We start from the raw sequence: 25,388 nt of genomic DNA, 5'->3' as shown, positions 1-25,388 counted from the left end.
CACTTCAACTTCAATAAAACAAACAAATCAAATCTTGACGGCGTCCAGCAGCTCGGTCTCCAGCTGCACCTGCATGCGCTGGTTGTTCAGCGCCTGGCCGTCGATGAGGAATACGTCCTCGACGCGCTCGCCGAGGGTCATGATCTTCGCGGTGTGCAGGTTGATGCGATAGCGCGCGAGCACGTTCGCAATCGCGTACAGCAGGCCGTTGCGGTCGTTCGCGCCGATCGACAGCACCCAGAACTGACCGCGCTCGTCGGGACGCATGTCCACGGTCGGCGTGATGGGGAAGGTGCGCGACATGCGCGACAGCCGGCCCCGCAGCGGCGGCGACAGCGGTTCCTGGCGCACGAGCACTTCGCACAGCTCGTGCTCGATCAGGTTGATGATGTCGCGGTAGCTGTTGGCGAAATGCTCGTCCGTGATGAGGAACGTGTCGAGCGCGTAGCCGTCCTTCGTCGTGTGGATCTTGGCGTCGAGGATCGAAAAATTCTTGCGGTCGAAATAGCTGCAGATGCGCGCGAACAGGTCGGGCTGGTCTTTCACGAAGATCGTCACCTGCAAGCCTTCGCCGATCGGTGCCAGGCGCGATTTCACGACGGGCTTGTCGCGCCCCAGCTTGTCGTACAGGCAGCGCGTCTGCCAGGCGATGTCGGACGCATCGTGGCGCAGGAAGTAGGCCATGTCGAGCTGCTTCCACAGGGCTTCGTGCGCGTCCGCAGGAAGGCCGAACAGGCGCAGGGTGGCCAGCGCTTCCTGCTGGCGCGCGCGCAGTTCGCGGTCGGCGGACGGCGGCTCGCCGCCCAGGACGCGCAACGTCATCTTGTACAGGTCTTCCAGCAGCTTGGCCTTCCACGCGTTCCACACCTTCGGGCTCGTGCCGCGGATGTCGGCCACGGTCAGCAGGTACAGCGCCGTCAGGTGGCGCTCGTCGCGCACGAGGCGGGCGAACGACTGGATCACGTCCGGGTCGGACAAGTCCTGCTTCTGGGCGACGACGGACATCGTCAGGTGGTGCTCGACGAGGAACACGACGAGTTCCGTGTCCTCGTCGGACAGGCCGTGGTCGCGGCAGAATTCCAGCGCGTCCGTCTTGCCCAGTTCCGAGTGGTCGCCGCCGCGGCCCTTGGCGATGTCGTGGAACAAAGCGGCCACGTACAGCAGCCAGCGGTCGCGGAAGTTGGCGATCAGTTGGCTGCAGAACGGGTATTCGTGCGCGTGCTCCGTCATCGTGAAGCGGCGCATGTTCCGCACGACCATCATGATGTGCTGGTCGACCGTGTACACGTGGAACAGGTCGTGCTGCATCTGGCCGATGATGCGGCGGAAGTTCGGCAGGTAGCGGCCGAGGATGCCCATGTCGTTCATGCGGCGCAGCGCGTGCACGAGGCCGCTGGGCGCCTGCAGTACGCGCAGGAACAGCGCGCGGTGCTGCGGGTCGTGCCGGAACGCGTCGTCGATGAGGGTGCGCGCATGCCACAGCGCGCGCATCGTGCGCGCCGTCATGCCCTTGATGTCCGGACGCTCCGTCATCAGCACGAAGATTTCCAGCACGGCCGCTGGCGTCGCTTCGAACGTGGCGTCGGCGGCGATGTCGATGAAGCCGCCCACCTCGTTGAAGCGCGGATTGATCGGCACCGGCTGCGACGGGGTGGGGAACAGGTGTGCCTCGATGTTCTGCAGCAGGATCGTGTTCAGCTGGGTGACGGTCTTCGCAGCCCAGTAATAACGCTGCATCAGGTATTCGCTGGCGCGGCGCGCGCCCAGGCCCGTGCCCGTCGTCGCGAGGCCGAACGTTTCCGCGATCGCCGTCTGGACGTCGAACACGAGGCGGTCTTCGCGCCGGTTCGTCTGCAGGTGCAGGCGCACGCGGATGTCCTTGAACGCGTATTCCTTTTCCATCAGCTGGCGTGCTTCCTCGCGCGTGATCAGGCCGCGGATGGCAAGCTGGGTCCAGGAATTGCCGAGGCCCGCCGCCTTCGCGACCCACAGGATCACCTGCAGGTCGCGCAGGGCGCCCGGGCTTTCCTTGACGTTCGGCTCCAGCGAAAACGGCGTGAATTCATACTTGGCGTGGCGCAGCCGCATCTCGGCCGTCTTGGCCTGGAAGAAGGCTTGCGGGTCCATCGCGGCGTCGTAGCGGTGCTGCAGCTCGCCGAATACCGTCATGCTGCCCGTCACGAGGCGCGCTTCGAGCAGGCTCGTCTGCACCGTGATGTCGGCCGCCGACTCCGTCATGCATTCGTCGACGGTGCGGATGCTGTGGCCGATTTCCAGGCCCAGGTCCCACAGGAGCTGCACGAAGTTTTCCAGCTTGGCCTGCACGATCGCGTCCGGCGGCGTGCCCAGCAGGATCAGCAGGTCGACGTCGGAGCAGGGGAACAGTTCGCCGCGCCCGTAACCGCCGACGCCCACGAGGGCCGCGTTGGCGGGCAGGCCCGCCGCGTGCCAGGCGTCCGTCAGCACGCCGTCGACGCTGTGGCGCAGGCCGCGCAACAGTTTTTCCGGCTTGCCGTTCTCGCGGAACTCGGCGATGACGTGCTGGCGTTCGGCCTTCAGGCGCTGCTTCAGTTGCAGCGGCTGCAGGGGCTGTGGCGGGGCGATGGTGGCGGTGGACATGGCGGTTCGATAGGGGCGGCGGAACGCGGCCGGCGCACCGGCCGCACGGGTTACGGATCAGGCGGCGACGGCGTCTTTCGGTTGTGCGATGGCGGGCGGGGGCGGCGTGCCGGCCGACGTGGTCAGCACCTCGTAGCCCGTCTCCGTCACGAGGATCATGTGTTCCCACTGGGCGGACAAGCTGCGGTCCTTCGTCTTGATGGTCCAGCCGTCCGGCATTTCGCGGATCTCGCGGCGGCCCGCGTTGATCATCGGCTCGATCGTGAAGATCATGCCGGCCTTCAGCTCCTCGCCGGTGCCGGGGCGGCCGTAGTGCAGCACCTGCGGCTCTTCGTGGAACACCTTGCCGATGCCGTGGCCGCAGAATTCGCGCACGACCGAATAGCCGGCGTTTTCCGCGTGCTGCTGGATCGCGTGGCCGATGTCGCCCAGGTGCGCGCCCGGTTTCACTTTGGCAATGCCCAGCCACATGCATTCATAGGTGATGTCCGTCAGGCGGCGCGCCAGCTTCGACGGCTCGCCGATGAAGAACATTCGGCTGTTGTCGCCGTGATAACCATCCTTCGTGATGACGGTGACGTCGATGTTGACGACGTCGCCGTTCTTGAGGACCTTGTCGCCCGGAATGCCATGGCAGATCACGTCGTTGACGGACGTGCAGACGGCTTTCGGGAACGGCGGATAACCGGGTGGCGCGTAATTCAGCGGCGCGGGGACGGTGCCTTGCACGTTGACCATGTATTCATGGCACAGACGGTCGAGTTCGCCGGTCGTGACGCCCGCCTTGACGAACGGGGTGATGTAGTCGAGCACCTCGGCACCGAGGCGGCCCGCGATGCGCATGCCGTCGATGTCTTCCGGGGTCTTGATGGAGATGGTCATGGTGATCCGTTCTGCAATGTGTTCTGTATCAACCATTATAAGTGATTCAAGGCGGGGCCGGGCCAGCCCCTGGCCGGCCCACTGATCCGGGGTGCGCGGGCGGAAATGTGCGCAAGCTTGAAATTCGTGTCAAATCCCGCTAGAATCTCGGGTTGCTCGTGTTCGTATCGGGCAAGCTCGTGAAAAGCCGTGTTTTGATGGTTTCAAGCCACGGTCTCATTTTTAAATCGCGAATGCGGTCGACAAGGGTGCCCGTCAAGGGTGGACTGGCCGTCATTCAAGAACCAACCCTGGAGAATTACAATGTCTGTCACTATGCGCGAAATGCTGGAAGCCGGTGTTCACTTCGGCCACCAGACCCGTTTCTGGAACCCGAAAATGGCCCCGTTCATCTTCGGTCATCGCAACAAGATCCACATCATCAACCTGGAAAAAACCATGGCGATGTACCAGGATGCGATGAAGACCATCAAGCAGATCGCCGCCAACCGCGGCACGATCCTGCTGGTGGGCACGAAGCGCCAGGCTCGCGACATCATCGCCGCCGAAGCGCAGCGCGCCGGTGTGCCGTACGTCGACCAGCGCTGGCTGGGCGGCATGCTGACCAACTTCAAGACCATCAAGACCTCGATCAAGCGCCTGAAGGACATGGAAGCCGCCATCGAGTCGGGTGAAGTCGAGAAGATGAGCAAGAAAGAAGCGCTGATGTTCTCGCGCGAACTGGAAAAGCTGCAGAAATCGATCGGCGGCATCAAGGACCTGCAGGGCGTGCCGGACGCGATCTTCGTCGTGGACGTCGGCTACCACAAGGGCGCCGTCACGGAAGCCGGCAAGCTGGGCATTCCGGTCATCGGCGTGGTCGACACCAACCACTCGCCGGAAGGCGTGACGCACGTCATCCCGGGTAACGACGACTCGTCGAAGGCCATCACCCTGTACGCACGCGGCGTCGCCGATGCGATCCTGGAAGGCCGTGCGAACGCGTCGAACGAAGTGGTCGAGATGGTCAAGTCGGCCGACGACTTCGTCGAAGTTTCCGAGCAAGCTTAATTCCCGGCGGGCCCTGGCCCGCTGAGCAGTAAAGGGGCGCCGAGCCTAAGATCGAGCGCCCCTTTTTGCAAGCAATTCCTGGACAGATCAACAATTTTGCAAGACGTCGCATCGACGGCTTGCTCCGATATTAGGAGAAATGACATGGCAGCGATTACTGCAGCGATGGTGGGCGAACTGCGCGCGAAGACCGACGCACCGATGATGGAATGCAAGAAGGCACTGAACGAAGCCGATGGCGACATGGCGCGTGCCGAAGAGATCCTGCGCGTCAAGCTGGGCGGCAAGGCATCGAAAGCGGCATCGCGCATCACGGCCGAAGGCGTCGTGACGGCCTACGTCGCCGGCAACATCGGCGCGCTGGTGGAAATCAACAGCGAAACCGACTTCGTCGCCAAGAACGACGAGTTCATGGCCATGGCCAACCTGGCTGCCAAGCTGGTTGCCGAGAACAACCCGGCCGACGTCGCTGCCCTGGCCGCGCTGCCGGTCGACGGCAAGACCTTCGACGACGTGCGTACGGCACTGATCGGTAAAATCGGCGAGAATATGACGGTTCGCCGTTTCCAGCGCTTCGAAACGACCGGCAAGCTGGCTTCGTACCTGCACGGCTCGCGCATCGGCGTGATCGTCGACTACGATGGCGCCGACGAGCAAGTCGGCAAGGACGTCGCCATGCACATCGCCGCGATGAAGCCGGTCTCCCTGTCGGCTGAGCAAGTGCCGGCCGAGCTGATCGAGAAAGAGCGTTCGGTTGCTCAGCTGAAAGCCAAGGAAGACGCCGACAAGGCCGTCGCCGAAGGCAAGCAGCCGCAGTCGGCCGAGATCGTCGCCAAGCGTATCGACGGTTCGGTGCAGAAGTACCTGAAGGAAGTGTCGCTGTTCAACCAGGCTTTCGTGAAGAACGACAAGCAGAGCGTGGAACAGATGCTGAAGGCCGCCAACACCACCGTGAAAGCGTTCACGATGTACGTGGTCGGCGAAGGCATCGAGAAGAAAGTCGACGACTTCGCAGCAGAGGTCGCAGCCCAGATGGCTGCCGCCAAGCAGTAATAAACAGAACGGGCCGCAAGGCCCGTTTTTGTAACGGTCGTAGGGTGGGCACCCCGTGCCCACGCATGACATATGCGTCACGTTGGCGTCATGCGAACATCATGCTTGTAGCGGCATGGCGTTCCGCGTGGGCTCAGGGGAGCCCACCCTACGTCAGCAGTACCGAATTCGAAACATTCAATGATCACAGGAGCCCCATTCATGACAAAACCAGCCTACCAACGAGTCCTCCTCAAACTGTCTGGCGAAGCGCTGATGGGCGACGATCCGTTTGGCATCAACCGCGCCACCATCGAGCGCATGGTTGCCGACGTTGCGGAAGTGTCGAAGCTGGGTGTGGAACTGGCTGTGGTGATTGGCGGCGGCAACATCTTCCGCGGCGTGGCGCCTGGCGCGCAAGGCATGGACCGCGCGACGGCCGACTACATGGGGATGCTGGCCACCGTGATGAATGCGCTCGCGCTGGCCGACGCCATGCGCCAGCAGGGCATCACCGCCCGCGTGATGTCCGCGATCGGCATCGAGCAGGTGGTCGAGCCGTACGTGCGCCCGAAGGCGCTGCAATACCTGGAAGAGGGCAAGGTCGTCGTGTTCGCCGCCGGCACCGGCAACCCGTTCTTCACCACCGACACGGCCGCCGCGCTGCGCGGCTCGGAAATCTCGGCCGAGATCGTCCTGAAGGCAACCAAGGTCGATGGCGTATATACTGCCGATCCGAAGAAGGACCCGCACGCGACCCGCTACGAACAGATCTCGTTCGACGAAGCGATCGCCAAGCACCTGCAGGTGATGGACGCCACGGCGTTCGCCCTGTGCCGCGACCAGAAGCTGCCGATCAAGGTGTTCTCGATCGTCAAGCCGGGTGCGCTCAAGCGCGTGATCATGGGCGAGGACGAGGGTACACTCGTACACGTTTAATCATTTATAGAAAGACAGGAGAGCAGCATGTCCGTCGCTGACGTTAAAAAAAGTGCCCAGGACAAGATGGCGAAATCCATCGAGACCCTGAGAAGCAATCTGGCCAAGGTTCGCACCGGCCGCGCCCACACCGGCATCCTGGACCACGTGATGGTCGACTACTACGGCTCGCCGACCGCGCTGCCGATGGTCGCCAACCTGACCTTGATCGACGCCCGCACGATCGGCGTCCAGCCGTATGAAAAGAAAATGCTGAACGTCATCGAAAAGGCGATCCGCGAATCGGACCTGGGCCTGAATCCGTCGACGTTCGGCGAGATGGTCCGCGTGCCGACGCCGGCGCTGACGGAAGAGCGCCGCAAGGAAATGGTCAAGCTGTGCAAGTCGGAAGCGGAAGACGCGAAGATCGCCGTCCGCAACGTGCGCCGCGACGCCAACGAACAGCTGAAGAAGCTGGTCAAGGACAAGGCGATCTCGGAAGACGACGAGCGCCGCGCCCAGGACGACGTGCAGAAGATGACCGACAAGGCCGTCGTCGACATCGACAAGCTCGTTGCCGAAAAAGAAAAAGAAGTGATGACCGTTTAAGCCGATACGTATTGCGGCGCCCTCGGGTCGCGGGTATCGTTGTGGACGTCGGACCGGCAGGCTAGGCCTGACCGGTCCGTTCCACCTTTTTCAGTCGCCGTCTTCGCAGTCGTCCGGCGGACGGCGACCGTGATCCTTTGCAGTCTTTTCGCAGTCCATTTATGATTTTCAAAAGTTCGACCACCGCAGTTCCCGAAGCGCCGACGGTGCCGCGCCACATCGCCATCATCATGGACGGCAACGGCCGCTGGGCGACCAAGCGCCTGCTGCCCCGTGTGGCCGGCCACGTCAAGGGCGTGGACGCCGTGCGCAAGATCGTCGAGGCGTGCGTGGACCGTGGCGTGGAATACCTGACCCTGTTCGCGTTTTCGTCGGAAAACTGGCGCCGTCCCGCGGACGAAGTGTCCTACCTGATGGGCCTGTTCGTTACGGCGCTCGAGCGCGAAGTGTCCAAGATGCACGCGAATAACATCCGCCTGAAGGTCGTGGGCGATTTGTCGCGCTTCGCGCCTAAGCTGCAGGACATGATCGCCAACGCCGAGCGCCGCACCGCGAACAACAGCCGCCTGACCGTCACCATCTGCGCCAACTACGGCGGCCGCTGGGACATCATGCAGGCAACCGGCAAGATGGTCGCCGCGAATCCGGGCGTGACCGAGTACACCGAAGAGATGCTGGCCCCGCACCTGGCGATGGCCTACGCGCCCGAGCCCGACCTGTTCATCCGCACGGGCGGCGAAGAGCGCATCTCGAACTTCCTCCTATGGCAGCTCGCGTATTCCGAGCTGTACTTCACCGACACCTTCTGGCCGGACTTCTCGCCCGAGTCGCTCGACACGGCGATCGCGTCCTACCAGAGCCGGGAACGCCGCTTCGGCCGCACCGGCGAACAAGTCGCCAACACGGCTAAACAAGGCTGAATACCTGATGCTCAGAACCCGCGTCATTACCGCCGTCGTGCTGCTGGCAGTCCTGCTGCCGGTCCTCTACTTCAACAACTACATGGCGTTCGCGGTGGTGGCGACGGTGTTCTTCGGCGCCGCCATCTGGGAATGCTTCCGGCTGTTCAACCCAGACACGCACAACGCGCACGTGATCGCGCTGGTCTGGGCCGCCGTCTTCGCGATGGCCGTGTTCACGGGGCACACGAACCTGTCGTTCTGGGCCGCGCTGAGCGTGGCGCTGTGGATCGCGCGGTTCGCGCCGTCGCTGAAGATCGGCCTGCCGCCGCTGCACACGCCCGCGAACACGCTGCTGTCGCTCGTGTACGCGTTCGCCGTCGTCGGCTGCTTCGCGTCCATCGTCGCCCTGTATTCGCACTCGCCCGTGTTCCTGCTGTCCGTGCTCGCGATCGTGTGGGTGGCCGACATCGGCGCCTACTTCTCCGGCAAGGCGTTCGGCAAGCGCAAGCTCGCGCCATCGATCTCGCCCGGCAAATCGTGGGAAGGCGCGATCGGTGGCGGCATCGCCGTGCTCGTGCTGGCCGGCTTGTCCGTGCAGTTCGGCGGCGACGCCTTTGCGAACACGTTCGCCGCGGCCGTCCAGCATCGCTACGGCTGGCCGGCGCTCGTCGTGGTGCTCGTGCTGATGGTCGCGGCCAGCATCGTCGGCGACCTGTTCGAATCCCAGCTCAAGCGGCGCGCCGGCATGAAGGACAGCAGCAACCTGCTGCCGGGCCACGGCGGCGTGCTCGACCGGATCGACGCGCTCGTCCCCGTGCTGCCGCTCGCCGCGCTGATCGGGGCGCGGCTGTAACACACACCAGGTCGTTCGGACAGGGCGGCGCCGCTGCGGCGCCTGCCGTGCCAGAATCCCTTAACGCCATGGGACGACCCTGACAATGGAACGCAACATGCAACGCATCACTATTCTGGGCGCCACCGGCTCCATCGGCGTCTCGACCCTCGACGTGCTCGCGCGTCATCCGGACAAATACCGCGTCTACGCCTTGAGCGCGCACGAACGCGTGGACGCGCTCGCCGCGCAATGCCGCGTGTTCCGCCCGCAGCGCGCCGTCGTCGGCACGGCGGCGGCGGCGGCGCGCCTGCGCGACCTGTTGGCCGGGCTGCCGATCGACGTCGCCCATGGTGAGGCGGCGCTGTGCGAGATCGCTTCCAGCCCCGACACCGACACCGTGATGGCCGCGATCGTCGGCGCCGCCGGCCTCGCGCCCGCGCTCGCGGCCGCGCGCGCGGGCAAGAAGATCCTGCTGGCGAACAAGGAAGCGCTCGTGATGTCGGGCCAGCTGTTCATGGACGCCGTGAAGGAGCACAAGGCCACCTTGCTCCCCATCGATTCCGAGCACAACGCGATCTTCCAGTCGCTGCCGGGCACGTATGGACGCTCGCCGGACGCTGCCGGCGTCGCGAAGATCCTGCTGACGGCTTCCGGCGGCCCGTTCCTGCAGCGCGCCGTCGAGACGCTGGAAGCCGTCACGCCGGAAGAGGCGTGCAAGCATCCGAACTGGTCGATGGGCCGCAAGATCTCCGTCGACTCCGCGACGATGATGAACAAGGGCCTCGAAGTGATCGAGGCGCACTGGCTGTTCGGCGCACCGGCCGACCGCATCGAGGTGGTGATCCACCCGCAAAGCGTGATCCACTCGATGGTGTCGTACGTCGACGGCTCCGTGCTGGCGCAGCTCGGCAACCCCGACATGCGCACCCCGATCGCCCACGCGCTCGCGTACCCGGAACGCATCGCGTCCGGCGTCGAGCAGCTCGACCTGACGCAGTGGGCCGCGCTCGCCTTCCACAAGCCCGACTTCGACCGCTTCCCGTGCCTCGCGCTCGCCTTCGACGCGCTGCGCGCGGGCGGCACGGCGCCGGCGCTGCTGAACGCGGCGAACGAAGTGGCGGTGCAGGCGTTCCTGGACCGGCGCATCGGCTTCCGCGACATCGACCGCGTCGTGCGCCGCGTGATGGACGAGAATCCGCACGGCGCGGCCACCAGCATCGAGGCCGTGATGGCCCAGGACGCGCGTGCCCGCGCCGCGGCCGAACGCATCGTGCATGCGTCGTAATACGATTTCGAGCGGGCCCTGACGGGAGAAAGTCATGAACCTGATCCACACCCTGCTGGCGTTCCTGTTGGCCCTGGGGCCCCTGATCATCTTCCACGAACTGGGGCACTATGTCGTCGCGCGGCTGTGCGGCGTGAAAGTGCTGCGTTTCTCGATCGGCATGGGACGCATCGTGTGGTCGCGCCGCTTCGGCCCGGACCAGACGGAATGGGCCATCTCGGCGCTGCCGATCGGCGGCTACGTCAAGATGCTCGACGCGCGCGACCCCGCGACGGCGCCCACCAACGACGCCGACCTGCCGCGCGAATTCACGCGCCAGAACGTGTGGAAGCGCATCGCCATCGTGGCGGCGGGCCCCGTCGCCAACTTCATCCTCGCCATCTTCCTGATGGCCGCGTTGTTCATGCACGGGAAGGAGGAGCCGGGCACCCGGCTGCGGCCGATGGCGCCGGCGTCCGCCGTGTACCAGGCGGGCGTGCGCGGCGGCGACGTCGTCACGGCGGTCAATGGCCGCCCCGTGCAATCGTGGACGGAACTGCGCTGGGAACTGGTGCGCGCCGCCGTCGACAAGCATGCGGCCGAACTCGCGTTGCGCGGCCCCGTGGCCGATTCGGCGCCGTACCGCGCCGTGCTGCCGGCCGACCGCATGGCGGCGCTCGACGTGGACGGCGACGTGCTGGGCGTGCTCGGCATGCAGATGTGGCGCCCGCGGCCGACGATCGAGAAGGTCCTGCCGGACGGCCCCGCCGCGCGCGCGGGCCTGCGCCAGGGCGACCTCGTGACGACGATCGACGGCAAGCCCGTCGTCGACGGCATCGCGTTCATCGAGGCCGTGCGCGGCGCGGCCGGCAAGACGCTGCAGGTCGGCGTGCTGCGCGGCGCGGATCAGGTCGTGCTGCCGGTGACGCCCGACCGCGACCCGCAATCGGGCAAGGGCATCGTGAAGGCGATGATTGCGCAGGCGCCGGAGCTGGTGACGGTGCAGGCGGGCCCGCTGGAGGCGGTCGCGAAGGGCGCCAAGCGCACGTGGGAAACGAGCGCGCTGACCGTCAAGATGATCGCGAAGATGATCGTGGGCGAGGTCTCGCTGAAAAACGTGACGGGCCCGATCACGATCGCGGACGTGGCCGGACAGACGGCACGCTCGGGCGTCGAGCCCTTCCTCGAGTTCATCGCATTCATCTCGATCAGCCTGGGTGTAATGAATCTGTTACCAATTCCCGTTCTGGACGGTGGCCATTTGCTGTATTATTCGCTGGAAGTTTTGACCGGGCGACCCTTGCCCGCGCGGATCGGCGAGATCGCGCAGCGTGCCGGGGTAGGCCTGCTGTTCATGCTGATGGCGCTTGCCGTCTTCAACGACCTGGTGCGACTGCTCTGAACACACGGCACTCCGATATGTACGCTGCGTCCGCGGCGGGCATCGGAGCGTCCGGCTTAGGTGGTACAAGCCCCGGCGTAGCACACGTAACGTTGTCCAATGACTGACCCATTGATCTAACCGATGAATTTACAACCCGAACGTTTTGCCCATCCGCGTTTTGCCTTGCCCTCCCGTCGCAGCTTGATCGGCGCCGCCGTGCTGGCCCTCTGTGCCGGCCATGCCGCCGCCGTCGCTCCCTTCGTCGTGAAGGACATCCGGGTCGAAGGCATCCAGCGCACCGAGGCAGGCACGGTGTTCAGCTACCTGCCGGTGCGCGTGGGCGAAACCTTCGATGACGACAAGGGCACGGCCGCGATCAAGGCGCTGTACGCCACCGGCTTCTTCAAGGACATCCGCCTGGAAGAGGAAAACGGCGTGCTCGTGGTGCTGGTCGAGGAACGTCCCGCCATCGCGGCCGTCGAGTTCACGGGCACCAAGGAATTCGAGAAGGACATGCTCGTGAAGGCGCTGAAGGAAATCGGCGTCGGCGAGACCAAGATCTTCGACAAGGCATCCGTCGACCGCGCCGAGCAGGAATTGAAGCGCCAGTACCTGTCGCACGGCCTGTACGGCGTCAAGATCACGACGACCGTCACCCCGATCGAGCGCAACCGCGTGAACATCATGTTCAACGTGGACGAGGGCGACGTCGCCAAGATCAAGCAGATCAACATCGTCGGCAACAAGGCGTTCTCCGACAAGGAGCTGCGCCAGCTGCTGCAACTGAACACGTCCGGCTGGCTCACGTGGTATTCGAAGGCCGACCAGTACTCGAAGCAGAAGCTGACCGGCGACCTGGAGACCATCAAGTCGTGGTACCTGAATCACGGCTACCTGGAAGTGAACGTCGAGTCCACCCAGGTCTCGATCACGCCGGACAAGAAGGACATCTACCTCACCATCAACATCACGGAGGGCGAGAAGTACACCGTCTCCGGCATCAAGATGGACGGGGAGATGTTCGGCCGCGAGCAGGAGCTTAAGAGCCTGATCCTCCTGAAGCCGGGCCAGACCTATTCCGGCGACCTGCAGGAAGCGTCGAACAAGCGTATCGCCGACCGCCTCGCGAGCTTCGGCTACGCGTTCGCGAACGTCACGGCGAACCCCGAGATCAACCGCGAGAAGCGCGAAGTCGCATTCACGTTCTTCGTCGATCCGGGCAAGCGGGCGTACGTACGCCACATGACCATCTCGGGCAACACGATCACGCGCGACGAAGTGATCCGTCGCGAATTCCGCCAGTTCGAGAGCTCGTGGTACGACCCGAACCGGGTGAAGCTGTCGCGCGACCGCGTCGACCGCCTCGGCTACTTCAAGGACGTGACGGTGGAGACGCCGGAAGCGCAGGGCACGAACGATGCCGTGGACGTGAACATCGCCGTCGTCGAAAAACCCACCGGTAACTTCATGGTCGGCGGCGCGTTCTCGCAGGCGGAGAAATTCACGTTCACCGCGTCCATCACGCAGGCCAACTTCGCCGGCAGCGGCAACACGGTCGGCATCGAACTGAACACGAGCCACTACAACCGCACGATCTCGTTCGCGCAGACGAATCCGTACTTCACGGACGACGGCATCTCGCGCGCATTCCAGCTGTACCTGCGCACGTCGCGTCCGCCGGCGCTGAACATCGGTTCGTACACCGTGCGCCAGCAGGGCGGCAACCTGACGTTCGGCGTGCCGTTCTCGGAAATCGACACCGTCTACTTCGGCGCGGGCCTCGAACGCACGCGCCTGGAGACGGACGAGAGCTCGCCCACGCTGTACAAGCAGTTCGTGATGCAGAACTCGAAGGACGCGACGGCGAAGGCGACGGGCATCGGCGAGGCAACGACCAACGCCATCCCGCTGACGGTGGCATGGGGCCGCGATTCGCGCGACTCCGCGATCACCCCAACGCGCGGCCGCTACCAGCGCGCCAACCTCGAGATCGACGCGGTCGGCGACGCCAAGTACTACCGCATGATCTACGAACACCAGTGGTACCGCCCGATCACGCGCTGGATGACCCTGGCGCTGAAGGGTGAACTGGACTACGGCGCGGGCCTCGGTGGCCACGCGTACCCGGTCTTCAAGAACTTCTACGGCGGCGGCATCGGTTCCGTGCGCGGCTACGAGAGCTCGTCGCTGGGTATCGTCGACCCGCGCACGTACGACGCCCTGGGCGGCGCCAAGCGCGTCATCGGCAATGCCGAGCTGCAGTTCCCGTTCCCGGGCAGCGGCCAGGACCGCTCGCTGCGCTGGTTCACTTTCGCCGACACGGGCCAGATCTACCAGGAGCACGAGCCGATCCGCACGTCGCAGCTGCGCTACTCGGCGGGTATCGGCCTGTCGTGGATTTCGCCGGTGGGTCCGCTGAAGTTGAGTTATGCTAAGCCCTTGAACGCGAAGCCGGGCGACCGCCTGGAGCGCTTCCAGTTCCAGATGGGTACCGGTTTCTGATCGACCCATCGCCGAAACAAGGATTGCGAAGAATGATGTTGAAAAAATCGTTAGCCTCGTTGCCGCGCAGCCTCGCGCTGGCGCTGTTGTGCGCCGGTGCGATGGCGCAGGCGTCGGCGCAGACCGCCACCAGCCGCATCGGCTTCGTGTACACGGAACGCCTGATGACGGAGTCCAAGCTGGCCAAGGCGGCGGACGCGAAGCTGCAGTCGGAATTCTCGAAGCGCCAGAAACAGCTCGACGACGCCGTGCAGAAGTACAAGCAGAGCCGCGAGAAGTTCGACGACGAAGCGCCGAAACTGTCCGACGTCGACCGCACGAAGCGTACGCGCGAACTGCTCGACATGGAAAAGGACGTACAGCGTATGCAGCGCGAGTACAACGAGGACCTGTTCCAGCGCAAGAACGAGGAGCGCGCCGCCATCGCCCAGAAAGCCTATAAACTGATCGAACAGGTGGCCGAGCAGGATCACCTCGACGTCGTGCTGCAGGAAGCCATCTGGACCAGCCCGCGCGTCGACATCACCGACCGCATCCTCAAACTGCTCGACAAGTGAGCCGCACGCGGCTCCCCCGATGCCGGCCGGCTCGATGAGCGGCCGGCAATTTTTACTTCTTTTACGGAACGACCACGATGGGCACTCGACTGGGTGATTTGGTCGAACGCTTCGGTGGGCAGCTGGTGGGTGACCCGAACCTCGAGGTTCAGGGCATCGCACCGCTCGACAGCGCCGGCGCTTCGCACATCAGCTTTCTCAGCAACAGCAAACTGCGCGCACTCGCGGCACAAAGCAACGCGGCCGCGCTGATCGTCTCGCCGCTGGACGACGCCACCGTCGCCACCACATATGCCGGCGCACGCATCATCACGACAAACCCCTACGCCTATTTCGCCCGCGCCGCCCAGTACTTCGTGGCGCTGGACGAGTACGTGCCGCCGGCCGGCATCCACAGGAGTGCCGTCGTGGACGAGACGGCGCAGGTCGACCCGACGGCGACCATCGGTCCGAACGCGACGGTGGAGGCGGGCGCCGTGATCGGTGCCGGCGTCCGGATCGACGCGGGCTGCTTCGTCGGCCGCGAGGCGGAGATCGGCGCCGACACGCACTTGTTCGCGAACGTGACCTTCCATGCGCGCTGCAAGATCGGCAAGCGCGGCATCCTGCACTCGGGCGCCGTGATCGGCACCGACGGCTTCGGCTTCGCGCGCGAGAACGGCGTGTACATCAAGATCCCGCAGACGGGCCGCGTGCTGCTGGGCGACGACGTCGACGTGGGCGCCAACACGACCATCGACCGCGGTGCGCTCGACGATACCGTGATCGAGGATGGCGTGAAGCTCGACAACCAGATCCAGATCGGCCACAACTGCCGCATCGGCGCGAACACGGCGATGGCAGGCTGCGTGGGGGTAGCGGGCAGCGCCAAGATCGGCAAGAATTGCACGTTCGGCGGCGCGGCGATGGTGCTGGGGCACCTGGAAATCGCGGACAACGTCCATATCTCGTCGGGCAGCATGGTGTCGCGTTCCGTGCTCGAACCGGGGCAGTACACGGGCTTTTATCCGCTCGCCAAGAACGCCGAATGGGAAAAGAGCGCCGCCATCGTGCGCAACCTGTCCTCGCTGCGCGAGAAGATGCGCAGCCTGGAAAAACAGATCAAACAACTGACGGAAGCACCAGAAGAAAAATGACAACCGAAACTACGACAAATAAAACCCTGGGCATCAACGAGATCAAGGAATACCTGCCGCACCGCTATCCGCTGCTGCTGGTGGACCGCGTGGTCGACTACGAGATCGGCAAGACCATCACCGCCATCAAGAACGTCACCGTCAACGAGGAATTCTTCAACGGCCACTTCCCGCACAAGCCCGTGATGCCGGGCGTGCTGATGATCGAAGCGCTGGCGCAGACGGCCGCGATCCTGTCGTTCATGACCATGAACGTCAAGCCGGACGAGAACTCCGTCGTGTACTTCGTCGGCATCGACAACGCGCGCTTCAAGCGTCCCGTCGAGCCGGGCGACCAGCTCAAGATGGACGTCGAGATCGTGCGCACGTCGCGCGGGATCTGGAAGTACAAGGCCGTCGCCAGCGTCGAAGGCAAGGTCGCCGTTGAAGCGGAACTGATGTGCACCATCAGGGCGAACGAAAAAGCGGGGCAGTGATGAGCAAGGTCCACCCGAGCGCGATCGTCGACCCGAAGGCGGAGCTGGACTCCACCGTCGAAGTCGGCCCGTACTCCATCATCGGGCCGGACGTGCGCATCGGCGCGGGCACCGTCGTCGGGCCGCACGTCGTCATCGAGGGCCACACGACGATCGGCCGCGACAACCGCATCTTCCAGTTCGCGTCGCTGGGCGCTGCCCCGCAGGACAAGAAGTGGGCCGGCGAGCCGACGCGCCTCGACATCGGCGACCGCAACACGATCCGCGAATTCTGCACGTTCAACCTGGGCACCGCGCAGGACGCGGGCGTGACGCGCCTGGGCGACGACAACTGGATGTCCGCGTACACGCACCTCGCGCACGATTGCCAGGTCGGCAGCAACACGATCTTCTCGAACAACGCGCAGCTCGCGGGCCACGTGCACGTGGGCGACTGGGCGATCCTGTCCGGGTACTGCGGCGTGCACCAGTTCTGCAAGATCGGCGCGCACGCGTTCATCGGCATGTACACGAGCCTCACGCAGGACGTGCCGCCGTTCGTCCTCGTTTCCGGCAACCCGGCCGAGGCGCACGGCGTGAACATCGAGGGCCTCAAGCGCCGCGGGTTCACGCGCGAGCAGATCAACGCGATCCGCGCCGCGTACAAGCACATCTACCGTTCCGGCCTCACGCTGGAAGAGGCAAAGGCGAAGCTGGCGGAAGAAGAAGCGGCCGCCGGCGATGCGGCGCCGCAGCTGCGCGCCATGCGCGACTTCCTCGACACGACGACCCGTGGCATCGTCCGCTAACACGTCGCTGGCCCTCGTGGCCGGCGAACTGTCGGGCGACCTGCTGGCCGCGCGCCTGATGGCGGGCCTGAAGCCGCACCTGCCGGACGTCGCCTTTTCCGGCATCGGCGGCCCGCGCATGCTGGAGCAGGGCCTCGTCTCCGACGTCCCGATGGACACGCTCACCGTGCGGGGCCTGCTGCCGGTGCTGCTGCGCTACCGCGAACTGAAGGGCATCCAGAACCGCCTGCGCGACCGCCTGCTGGCCGAGCGGCCGGCCGCGTTCATCGGCGCCGACTACCCCGGCTTCAACCTGGGCCTGGAAGAGCAGCTGCGCGCGGTCGGCATCCCGACCGTGCACTTCGTGGGCCCGCAGATCTGGGCGTGGCGGGGTGGCCGGATCAAGAAGATCCAGCGCGCCGTGTCGCACATGCTCGTGATCTTCCCGTTCGAGGAAGAGATTTACAAGAAGGCCGGCGTGCCCGTCACCTACATCGGCCATCCGCTCGCGGAGACGATCCCGCTCGTGCCCGACGTCGCCGCTGCGCGGCGCCAGCTCGGCCTGCCGGAAGACGCGAAAGTCGTCACCGTCATGCCGGGCAGCCGCATGTCGGAAATTAAGTACCTGACGGAGCCGTACGTGCGCACCGTGCAGTTGCTGGCCGCGCGCGATCCGTCGCTGCGCTTCATCGCGCCGATGGCGGGCGAGCGCCAGAAGGCGTATCTTGAGGAGCTGGTGGCGAAGGCCGGTTTGCAGGACGTGCCGCTGCAGCTCGTCGACGGCGCGTCGCACGCGTGCATCGCGGCGGCCGACGCCGTGCTGGCGGCGTCCGGCACGGCGACGCTGGAAGTGGCGCTGTTCAAGAAGCCGATGGTGATCGCGTACAAGGTCTTGCAGGCGGAGTGGATGCTCATCAAGAACATGGGCTACCTGCCGTGGATCGGGCTGCCGAACATCCTCGCGCGCGATTTCGTCGTGCCGGAATTCCTGCAGCACGCGGCGACACCGCAGGCGCTGGCGGACGCCGTCTGGTTCCAGCTGACGGACGAGAACAACCGGGCGAGGCTGAGTGAACGCTTCACCGAAATGCATCACAGCCTGCTGCGCGATTCCGCGCGCGAAAGCGCCCGCGCCGTGCTGCAGGTGATAGGCAAAGCATGAGAAAAAAGAAGTTCGATTTCTACCCCGGCCTGCCGCCGAAGAACCGGCCGTTCACGCTGGAAGACATCGTCTGCGGCGTGGACGAGGCCGGGCGCGGGCCGCTGGCCGGCCCCGTGTTCGCGGCCGCCGTGATCCTCGATCCGGCCCGTCCGATCGAGGGCTTGCGCGATTCGAAGAAGCTGACGGAAGCGCGCCGCGACGAGCTGGCCCCGCTGATCAAGGCGCACGCGCTGGCCTGGGCCATCGCCGAATGCTCGCACGCGGAAATCGACACGCTGAACATCCTGCAGGCGACGATGCTGGCAATGCGCCGCGCCGTCGAGCAACTGGCGACCGTGCCCACGATCGCCCTCATCGACGGCAACCGCTGCCCGCAGTTCGCGCCCCACATCCGCGCCCATGCGGTCGTCGAGGGCGACGACAAGGTGCACGCGATCTCCGCCGCGTCGATCCTCGCGAAGACGGCCCGTGATGCCGCCCTGGTCGCGCTGCACGACACGTATCCGCAGTATGCGTTCGACCAGCACAAGGGCTATTCGACGGCGCTGCACCTCGCGCGCCTGCGCGAGCATGGGCCCAGCCCCGTCCATCGGCGCAGCTTTGCCCCGGTCCGCGCGCTCATCGAGCCCGATCTGTTTTCGGAGCTCGCATGAAGAGCATCACGTCGCGCGACAACCCGTTTTACAAGGAATTGAAACACCTCGCCGGCAGCAGCCACGCGCTGCGCAAGGCGGGGCGTTCGCTGCTGGACGGCGTGCACCTGTGCCAGGCGTACCTCGACCTCGTCGGCCAGCCCGCGCACTGCATCGTGTCGGAAGGCGCGCTCGCCAATGCCGAGGTGGCGGCCATCGTCGACCGCGTGACGGCGCCGGCCACGTCATTGCCGGACGCGCTGTTCGGCGCGCTGTCGCAGGTCGAACACGGCATCCATCTGCTGTTCCTCGTCGAGACGCCGCGGCCGCAGCGGCCGGATGCCTTGACCCGATCGGCCGTGCTGCTGGACGGCGTGCAGGACCCGGGCAATGCCGGCTCGATCCTGCGCAGCGCGGGTGCGGCCGGCATCGGGCAGGTGTATTGCAGCCCCGGCACGGCGTCGATCTGGTCGCCGAAGGTCTTGCGCGCCGCGATGGGCGCCCACTTCGTGCTCGAGATCTTCGAAAACGTCGACCTGGCAAGCGTCGTGCGCACGGCGCGCGTGCCCGTGCTGGCGACCAGCGGCTATGCGAGCGAACGGATCTACGACGTGGACCTGTCCCGTCCCGTCGCCTGGCTGCTGGGCCACGAAGGGCAGGGCGTGTCGGACGCGCTGCTGAACCTGGCCACCCACCGCGTCGTCATCCCGCACGCGGGCGCCGTGGAATCGCTGAACGTGGCGGCCTGCGCGGCCGTGTGCTTCTTCGAACAGCTGAGGCAACAACACGCCGTTCGCCAGCCATAGACGCCACCGTCCGTTCAGGTTACGCTTCGTCCACGTATCGATGGAGTTGAGATGGACATGGGGCAATCGCAGTTGCAGTCTTTGCATTTCCTGGTGGCGGAGGCCGACCCGGTGCAGCGCCGCGCGCTGATCGAGGCGCTGGGCCAGGTGGGCGCGACACGCGTCACGGACGTGCCGGACGGCCCGATGGCGCTGCGCACCCTGCAGGCCAGCTTCACGCCCAAGGTGGACGTCGCCATCATCGACCTCGACCTGGGCGGCATGGACGGCCTGGAACTGCTGCGTGCCATCGCCGCATTGAAATCCACGGTGCGCCTGATCGTCGTAGGCGCCCAGCCTGCGAGCGTCCTGTTTTCCGTCGAGAGCCTCGCACAGGCGCACGGCGTCGACCTGCTGGGCACGATCGCCAAGCCCGTCACGAGCACGAAGCTGAAGGCCTTGCTGGACAATTACCAGCCGCCGGGCCGGCCGGCGCCGCCGCAGCCGGGTCCCAGCTTTTCGTTCGCCGAGGTGGGCGTCGGCCTGCAGAAGCGCCAGTTCGAACCGTTCTTCCAGCCCAAGATCGAGCTGGCGACGGGCCAGGTGAAGAGCCTGGAGACGTTCGCCCGCTGGCGCCATCCCGACCACGGCATGCTGGGGCCGTCCGCGTTCATCGGCGCGCTGGAGCAGAACAACCGCATCGACTTCCTCGACTGGACCATGCTGGAAATGTCGGTGGAGCGCTGCCGCCGCTACCACGACCAGGGCATCCCGATCTCCATCTCGCTGAACCTCGCACCGGAGACGCTGGCGCACCCGAACTTCATCCGCCAGGTGGCGTCGACGATGACGCGCCACGGCGTGCTGCCCGACTACCTGACGTTCGAGATGACGGAATCGTCGATCCTCAGCTTCGACGCCGACTTCATCGAGCGCCTCGTGCGCCTGCGCATGATGGGCTTCGGCCTCGCCATCGACGACTACGGCACGGGGCGCTCGAACCTGCAGATCCTCGCGCGCATCCCGTTCTCGGAACTCAAGATCGACCGCTCGTTCGTCGACGGCGCGTCGAAGAAGCGGCCGCTGGGCACCGTGCTGAAATCGTGCCTCGGGCTGGCGCACAGCCTCGATCGCATGTCCGTCGCCGTCGGCGTCGAGACCCGGCAGGACTGGGACTTCCTGCAGGACCTCGGCTGCACGTACGCGCAGGGCTACCACATCGCCAACCCGATGGCCGCGGACGAATTCCCCGGCTGGCTCGAGGACTGGCGCCACTTCTTCTGAATGGACGGCTCGGCACCGCCCACGGCCACCGCCAGCGCGTCACGCGCGCGCGGCGCCTACCGCCATCCGTATCCCGGTGTTGCCGGACGCCTGCTCGCCCGCGTGCTGAATGCGCGCACGCTCGCCCGCGTGCGGCTTGCCCTGTTTGCGCGCCTGCCGTTTCCCGTCTTGCGCAGCGACGTCGCCGACGTCGTCTACGTCACGTGGATGGTCGATGCGCGCGCCGCGGCGGCCTTGCTGCCGGCCGGACTGCGCCTGTGGACGCATGAAGGGAAGACGCCGCTCACGGTGCTGACGTACCGGCACGGCCATTTCGGTCCTGCGCTGGCGGGACCCTTGCGGCGCCTGTTCCCGTCGCCGCTGCAGAGCAACTGGCGCCTGTACCTGGACGGCCCGCTGCCGCCGGGGGCGCCTCCGCAGACGGTCTGGTTCCTGGAAAACATCATCGACAACGGGGCCTATGTCGCGGCCACGCGCCTGTTCAGCGACATCATGCAGACGCACCGGCCCGCGCATTTTTCGCACGGCCCGCGTGGAGACGGTTACGCGACCCGCATCGAGCCGGGGGACGGCAGCGCGCCGTCGTTCGCGTGCACGGTGGCCCCGGCCGTGCGGCCCGCGCTGCCGCCGGACTTCGCCGCCGCGTTCGCGAGCTGGAACGATGCCGTGACGATGCTCGCGTGCCAGGACGCGGCGCTGGGCTGGTCGGCGCGGCTCGGGAAGCTCGTGCTGTCGCACATCGACCTGCCGATTCCGCTCGATGCCGTGCGGGCGCTCGTGCCGGCGGGACCCGTCGCGTGTTCGCTGCTGGATGCGCTGCCGGCGGCGGGCGAGCCGCTGTGTTTCCTCGTGCCGCAAGTACCGTTCAGGGTGCTATCGGAAACGGTGCTGGCGGATCCGCGTTCCGGTGGGCTCGGGGAGCCCACCCTACGATAAGCTGGCCGGAGGGTGGGCACCCCGTGCCCACCAACCGTGTCCCGCCACGCGGCTCAATACTCGCGGCGATCGGGCTTGATCTCCTGGAGGATCGTCGTCGAAATCTCCTCGATCGACTTCGTGGTCGACGACAGCCAGCGGATGCCTTCGCGCCGCATCAACTGCTCGGCCTCGTTCACCTCGTAGCGGCAATTCGCCAGCGACGCGTACTTGCTGCCCGCGCGCCGCTCGTTGCGGATCTCGGACAGGCGTTCCGGCGTGATGGTCAGGCCGAAGATCTTGTGCTTGAACGGCGGCAGCGCCGACGGCAGCTTGCCGCGCTCGAAATCGTCCGGAATCAGCGGGTAGTTCGCCGCCTTGATGCCGTATTGCATGGCCAGGTAGAGGCTCGTCGGCGTCTTGCCGGAACGGGACACCCCGACGAGGATCACGTCCGCATCCGCCAGGTTCTTGTGCGACTGGCCGTCGTCGTGCGCCAGCGAGAAATTGATGGCCTCGATGCGGTTCTTGTATTCCTCCGTGTCGACGACGTTGTGGATGCGGCCGATCGTGTGCGTCGACTTCACGCGCAGCTCCTGCTCGAGCGGAGCGACGAAGGTCTGGAACAGGTCCATGTGCATGCCCTGGGCGGCGCGGATCACGGCGGACAGGTCGTGCTTGACGAGGGTGGAGAACACGATGGGGCGCTGGTTGTCGGCGATGGCGACGTCGTTGATGCGGCGCGCGGCCTCGTAGGCCTTCTCGATCGTGTCGATGAAGGGCAGGCGGATCTGGCGGAAGCGCATCTCGAACTGGCTCAGCACCGCGTGGCCGAAGGTCTCCGCCGTGATGCCGGTGCCGTCGGAAACGAAGAAAACGGTGCGGGCGGTGGCCGGACTGTCTGGGGTGCTCGGGTGGGACATGATGTTTTTTTGAATAGAGAATGACAAAGTTGCAGCCCTAGGGCTGTGTAACCCAGTCGCACGGGGTAAAATGCTCGGCAACTGGTTTTGATTGTGCTGTACGACGCCAAGAATAACAAGAAATCCCCCGCAAACCCGACCAGCCTGCCGCGCGAAGCCGGCCAGGAGCGCAGCCGTGTCCCGCACGGCAACGCCCGGCCAGCCGCCGCCGCCTCGCCAGGCTGTGTCGTCACCGGGACGTCGGCAGCCAGCCGTACAGATTTCCATCATCAAAAAGGTGTTTTACCATGACTAACCTGTCGAATGCAGTACTGAAGGCGCCCGATCCAACAGCCTCGGCCGAAAGCGTGTACGTCGCCTCGTTCGAGACCCTGCGCATGACCGACGTCGAATCCGTCGGCGGCAAGAATGCGTCGCTCGGCGAGATGATCAGCCAGCTGGCCGAAGCCGGCGTGCGCGTGCCGGGCGGCTTCGCCACGACGGCGCAGGCCTTCCGCGACTTCCTGAACCACTCGATCGACGGCGGCGCCTCCCTCGGCGACCGCATCGCGACGCGCCTGGAAGGCCTGGACATCGACGACGTCCGTTCGCTGGCGGCAGCCGGCGCGGAAATCCGCCAGTGGATCGTCGACACCCCGTTCCAGCCGCGCCTGGAACAGGAAATCCGCAGCTTCTACGACCGCCTCGTGGCCGATTCGGACACGGAAGTGTCGTTCGCCGTGCGCTCGTCGGCCACCGCGGAAGACTTGCCGGACGCCTCGTTCGCGGGCCAGCAGGAGACCTTCCTGAACGTCGTCGGCATCGACAACGTGCTGGAAGCGATGAAGCACGTGTTCGCGTCGCTGTACAACGACCGCGCCATCTCGTACCGCGTCCATAAAGGCTTCACGCACGCGGAAGTCGCGCTGTCGGCCGGCGTGCAGCGCATGGTCCGTTCCGACACCGGCGCGGCCGGCGTCATGTTCACCATCGACACGGAATCGGGCTTCCAGGACGTCGTGTTCGTCACGTCGAGCTACGGCCTGGGCGAGACCGTCGTGCAGGGCGCCGTGAACCCGGACGAGTTCTACGTGCACAAGCCGATGCTGGCACAGGGCAAGAAGCCCGTGATCCGCAAGAACATCGGCTCCAAGCTGATCAAGATGGAATTCACGAAGGAAGCCAAGGCCGGCCGCTCCGTGCAGACCGTCGACGTGCCGGTCGAGCAGCGCAACCGCTACTCGCTGACGGACGACGAAGTGGTCGAGCTGGCGAAATACGCCGTCATCATCGAGAAGCACTACGGCCGCCCGATGGACATCGAGTGGGGCAAGGACGGCCGCGACGGCAAGCTGTACATCCTGCAGGCGCGCCCGGAAACGGTGAAGTCGCAGCAGAAGGCGACGGATTCCCAGCAGCGCTTCAAGCTGAAGGGCACGGGCACCGTGCTGACCTCCGGCCGTGCGATCGGCCAGAAGATCGGCGCCGGCCCGGTCCGCGTCATCAACGACCCGTCCGAAATGGAACGCGTGCAGCCGGGCGACGTGCTCGTCGCCGACATGACCGACCCGAACTGGGAACCCGTCATGAAGCGCGCTTCCGCCATCGTGACGAACCGCGGCGGCCGCACGTGCCACGCGGCGATCATCGCACGTGAACTGGGCGTACCGGCCGTCGTCGGCTGCGGCGACGCGACGGAGACGCTGAAGGACGGCACGTTCGTGACCGTGTCCTGCGCCGAGGGCGACGAGGGCCGCATCTACGACGGCCTGCTGGAAACGGAAGTGACGGAGACGGCGCGCGGCGACCTGCCCAAGATCCCGACCAAGATCATGATGAACGTCGGTAACCCGCAGCTCGCGTTCGACTTCCAGTCGATCCCGAACGGCGGCGTGGGCCTGGCCCGCCTGGAATTCATCATCAACAACAACATCGGCGTGCACCCGAAGGCCATCCTCGAGTACCCGAACATCGACAACGACCTGAAAAAGGCCGTGGAGTCGGTCGCGCGCGGCCACGCGTCGCCCCGCGCGTTCTACGTCGACAAGCTTGCCGAAGGCGTGGCGACGATCGGCGCCGCGTTCTGGCCGAAGCCCGTCATCGTGCGCCTGTCCGACTTCAAGTCGAACGAGTACAAGAAGCTGATCGGCGGCTCGCGCTACGAGCCGGACGAGGAAAACCCGATGCTGGGCTTCCGCGGCGCCGCGCGCTACCTCGCCGAGGACTTCGCCGAGTCGTTCGAGATGGAATGCATGGCCATGAAGCGCGTGCGCGACGAGATGGGCCTCACCAACGTGGAGATCATGATCCCGTTCGTGCGCACCCTGGGCCAGGCCGAGAAGGTCATCGCCCTGCTGGCGAAGTACGGCCTGAAGCGCGGCGAGAACGGCCTGCGCGTCATCATGATGTGCGAAGTGCCGTCCAACGCGATCCTGGCCGAGCAGTTCCTGCAGTACTTCGACGGCTTCTCGATCGGCTCGAACGACCTCACGCAGCTGACGTTGGGTCTCGACCGCGACTCGGGCATGGAGCTGCTCGCGAAGGACTTCGACGAGCGCGATCCGGCTGTGAAGGCGATGTTGTCGATGGCGATCAAGGCTTGCCGCGCGCAGGGCAAGTACATCGGCATCTGCGGCCAGGGGCCGTCCGACAATCCGGACTTCGCCGTGTGGCTGGTGGAGCAGGGCATCGAGTCGATGTCGCTGAATCCGGACTCCGTGATCGACACGTGGCAGAAGCTGGCGTCGCTCTGATCGTTTGAGCGTCCAACGAAAA

22 protein-coding genes are annotated in these 25,388 nt (G+C 65.5%); 19 read left to right on the top strand and 3 right to left on the bottom strand.

The window, feature by feature from the left end; genetic code table 11:
• Window positions 1–27: 27 nt before the first annotated feature.
• Together HAV22_RS02850 and map are read right to left on the bottom strand one after the other, a co-directional pair.
• On the bottom strand, window positions 28–2,619 hold the full coding sequence (locus HAV22_RS02850) for a [protein-PII] uridylyltransferase (RefSeq protein ID WP_166856237.1): 2,592 nt from the start codon (window positions 2,617–2,619) through the stop codon (window positions 28–30).
• Window positions 2,620–2,676: 57 nt separating this feature from the next.
• Window positions 2,677–3,501 carry a type I methionyl aminopeptidase gene (map, locus tag HAV22_RS02845; RefSeq protein WP_166856235.1) on the bottom strand — a complete coding sequence of 275 codons (825 nt, stop codon included), beginning with the start codon at window positions 3,499–3,501 and terminating at the stop codon, window positions 2,677–2,679.
• Between the two features lie 303 nt (window positions 3,502–3,804).
• Between map and rpsB the strand changes: the two genes are divergently transcribed.
• The 18 genes from rpsB to HAV22_RS02755 all read left to right on the top strand — a co-directional run bounded on the left by rpsB (window position 3,805) and on the right by HAV22_RS02755 (window position 21,732).
• Window positions 3,805–4,551 (top strand): 30S ribosomal protein S2, encoded by a 747-nt coding sequence (gene rpsB / locus HAV22_RS02840; protein ID WP_166856233.1) that lies wholly within the window; start codon window positions 3,805–3,807, stop codon window positions 4,549–4,551.
• A 144-nt stretch (window positions 4,552–4,695) separates the two neighbouring features.
• Complete coding sequence (gene tsf, locus HAV22_RS02835; protein ID WP_166856231.1) at window positions 4,696–5,604, top strand: translation elongation factor Ts; 909 nt, start codon at window positions 4,696–4,698, stop codon at window positions 5,602–5,604.
• Window positions 5,605–5,805: 201 nt separating this feature from the next.
• Window positions 5,806–6,522 (top strand): UMP kinase, encoded by a 717-nt coding sequence (gene pyrH / locus HAV22_RS02830; protein ID WP_036228558.1) that lies wholly within the window; start codon window positions 5,806–5,808, stop codon window positions 6,520–6,522.
• 27 nt (window positions 6,523–6,549) lie between these two features.
• Window positions 6,550–7,110, top strand: coding sequence for a ribosome recycling factor (gene frr, locus HAV22_RS02825; protein WP_166856229.1), 561 nt, complete (start codon window positions 6,550–6,552; stop codon window positions 7,108–7,110).
• Window positions 7,111–7,271: 161 nt separating this feature from the next.
• Window positions 7,272–8,030 (top strand): polyprenyl diphosphate synthase, encoded by a 759-nt coding sequence (gene uppS, locus HAV22_RS02820; RefSeq protein ID WP_166856227.1) that lies wholly within the window; start codon window positions 7,272–7,274, stop codon window positions 8,028–8,030.
• Window positions 8,031–8,037: 7 nt separating this feature from the next.
• Window positions 8,038–8,865: a phosphatidate cytidylyltransferase gene (locus tag HAV22_RS02815; protein WP_166856225.1), complete on the top strand. Its 828-nt coding sequence runs from the start codon at window positions 8,038–8,040 to the stop codon at window positions 8,863–8,865.
• Window positions 8,866–8,962: 97 nt separating this feature from the next.
• On the top strand, window positions 8,963–10,132 hold the full coding sequence (gene ispC, locus HAV22_RS02810; RefSeq protein ID WP_166856223.1) for a 1-deoxy-D-xylulose-5-phosphate reductoisomerase: 1,170 nt from the start codon (window positions 8,963–8,965) through the stop codon (window positions 10,130–10,132).
• 34 nt (window positions 10,133–10,166) lie between these two features.
• Window positions 10,167–11,513, top strand: a complete 1,347-nt coding sequence (gene rseP, locus HAV22_RS02805; RefSeq protein ID WP_166856221.1) for an RIP metalloprotease RseP — start codon at window positions 10,167–10,169, stop codon at window positions 11,511–11,513.
• A 123-nt stretch (window positions 11,514–11,636) separates the two neighbouring features.
• Window positions 11,637–13,997 carry an outer membrane protein assembly factor BamA gene (gene bamA, locus HAV22_RS02800; RefSeq protein ID WP_166856218.1) on the top strand — a complete coding sequence of 787 codons (2,361 nt, stop codon included), beginning with the start codon at window positions 11,637–11,639 and terminating at the stop codon, window positions 13,995–13,997.
• A 32-nt stretch (window positions 13,998–14,029) separates the two neighbouring features.
• Window positions 14,030–14,554, top strand: a complete 525-nt coding sequence (locus HAV22_RS02795; protein ID WP_229421018.1) for an OmpH/Skp family outer membrane protein — start codon at window positions 14,030–14,032, stop codon at window positions 14,552–14,554.
• 77 nt (window positions 14,555–14,631) lie between these two features.
• On the top strand, window positions 14,632–15,690 hold the full coding sequence (gene lpxD / locus HAV22_RS02790) for a UDP-3-O-(3-hydroxymyristoyl)glucosamine N-acyltransferase (RefSeq protein ID WP_166856216.1): 1,059 nt from the start codon (window positions 14,632–14,634) through the stop codon (window positions 15,688–15,690).
• On the top strand, window positions 15,687–16,166 hold the full coding sequence (gene fabZ / locus HAV22_RS02785) for a 3-hydroxyacyl-ACP dehydratase FabZ (RefSeq protein ID WP_166856214.1): 480 nt from the start codon (window positions 15,687–15,689) through the stop codon (window positions 16,164–16,166). Before lpxD ends, fabZ begins: the two co-directional genes overlap by 4 nt.
• Window positions 16,166–16,954 (top strand): acyl-ACP--UDP-N-acetylglucosamine O-acyltransferase, encoded by a 789-nt coding sequence (gene lpxA / locus HAV22_RS02780; protein ID WP_166856212.1) that lies wholly within the window; start codon window positions 16,166–16,168, stop codon window positions 16,952–16,954. The genes fabZ and lpxA overlap by 1 nt, the downstream gene beginning before the upstream one ends.
• The gene (gene lpxB, locus HAV22_RS02775; RefSeq protein WP_371869509.1) at window positions 16,938–18,095 is read left to right on the top strand and encodes a lipid-A-disaccharide synthase; all 1,158 of its coding nucleotides are present in this window, start codon (window positions 16,938–16,940) and stop codon (window positions 18,093–18,095) included. The genes lpxA and lpxB overlap by 17 nt, the downstream gene beginning before the upstream one ends.
• A complete protein-coding gene (rnhB, locus tag HAV22_RS02770; protein ID WP_166856209.1) occupies window positions 18,092–18,748 on the top strand; it encodes a ribonuclease HII in 657 nt (218 codons plus the stop codon). The genes lpxB and rnhB overlap by 4 nt, the downstream gene beginning before the upstream one ends.
• Window positions 18,745–19,533 carry a TrmH family RNA methyltransferase gene (locus tag HAV22_RS02765; protein WP_166856207.1) on the top strand — a complete coding sequence of 263 codons (789 nt, stop codon included), beginning with the start codon at window positions 18,745–18,747 and terminating at the stop codon, window positions 19,531–19,533. The genes rnhB and HAV22_RS02765 overlap by 4 nt, the downstream gene beginning before the upstream one ends.
• A gap of 51 nt (window positions 19,534–19,584) precedes the next feature.
• Window positions 19,585–20,796 (top strand): EAL domain-containing response regulator, encoded by a 1,212-nt coding sequence (locus HAV22_RS02760; protein ID WP_166856206.1) that lies wholly within the window; start codon window positions 19,585–19,587, stop codon window positions 20,794–20,796.
• On the top strand, window positions 20,797–21,732 hold the full coding sequence (locus HAV22_RS02755) for a DUF2071 domain-containing protein (protein ID WP_166856204.1): 936 nt from the start codon (window positions 20,797–20,799) through the stop codon (window positions 21,730–21,732).
• Window positions 21,733–21,785: 53 nt separating this feature from the next.
• Here the strand turns inward: HAV22_RS02755 and ppsR are convergent, their stop codons facing one another.
• Entirely contained in the window at window positions 21,786–22,634 is an 849-nt protein-coding gene (gene ppsR, locus HAV22_RS02750; RefSeq protein ID WP_166856202.1) for a posphoenolpyruvate synthetase regulatory kinase/phosphorylase PpsR, read from the bottom strand.
• A 287-nt stretch (window positions 22,635–22,921) separates the two neighbouring features.
• Here ppsR and ppsA point away from each other — a divergent pair, with 287 nt between their 5' ends.
• Window positions 22,922–25,366, top strand: coding sequence for a phosphoenolpyruvate synthase (gene ppsA / locus HAV22_RS02745; RefSeq protein WP_208296017.1), 2,445 nt, complete (start codon window positions 22,922–22,924; stop codon window positions 25,364–25,366).
• Window positions 25,367–25,388: the final 22 nt, after the last annotated feature.

The organism is Telluria antibiotica (assembly GCF_011682055.1).
Taxonomy (GTDB): Bacteria; Pseudomonadota; Gammaproteobacteria; order Burkholderiales; family Burkholderiaceae_D; genus Telluria; species Telluria antibiotica.
Note: the sequence above shows the minus strand (reverse complement) of the source record. Positions and strands in the feature narration are given on the sequence as shown.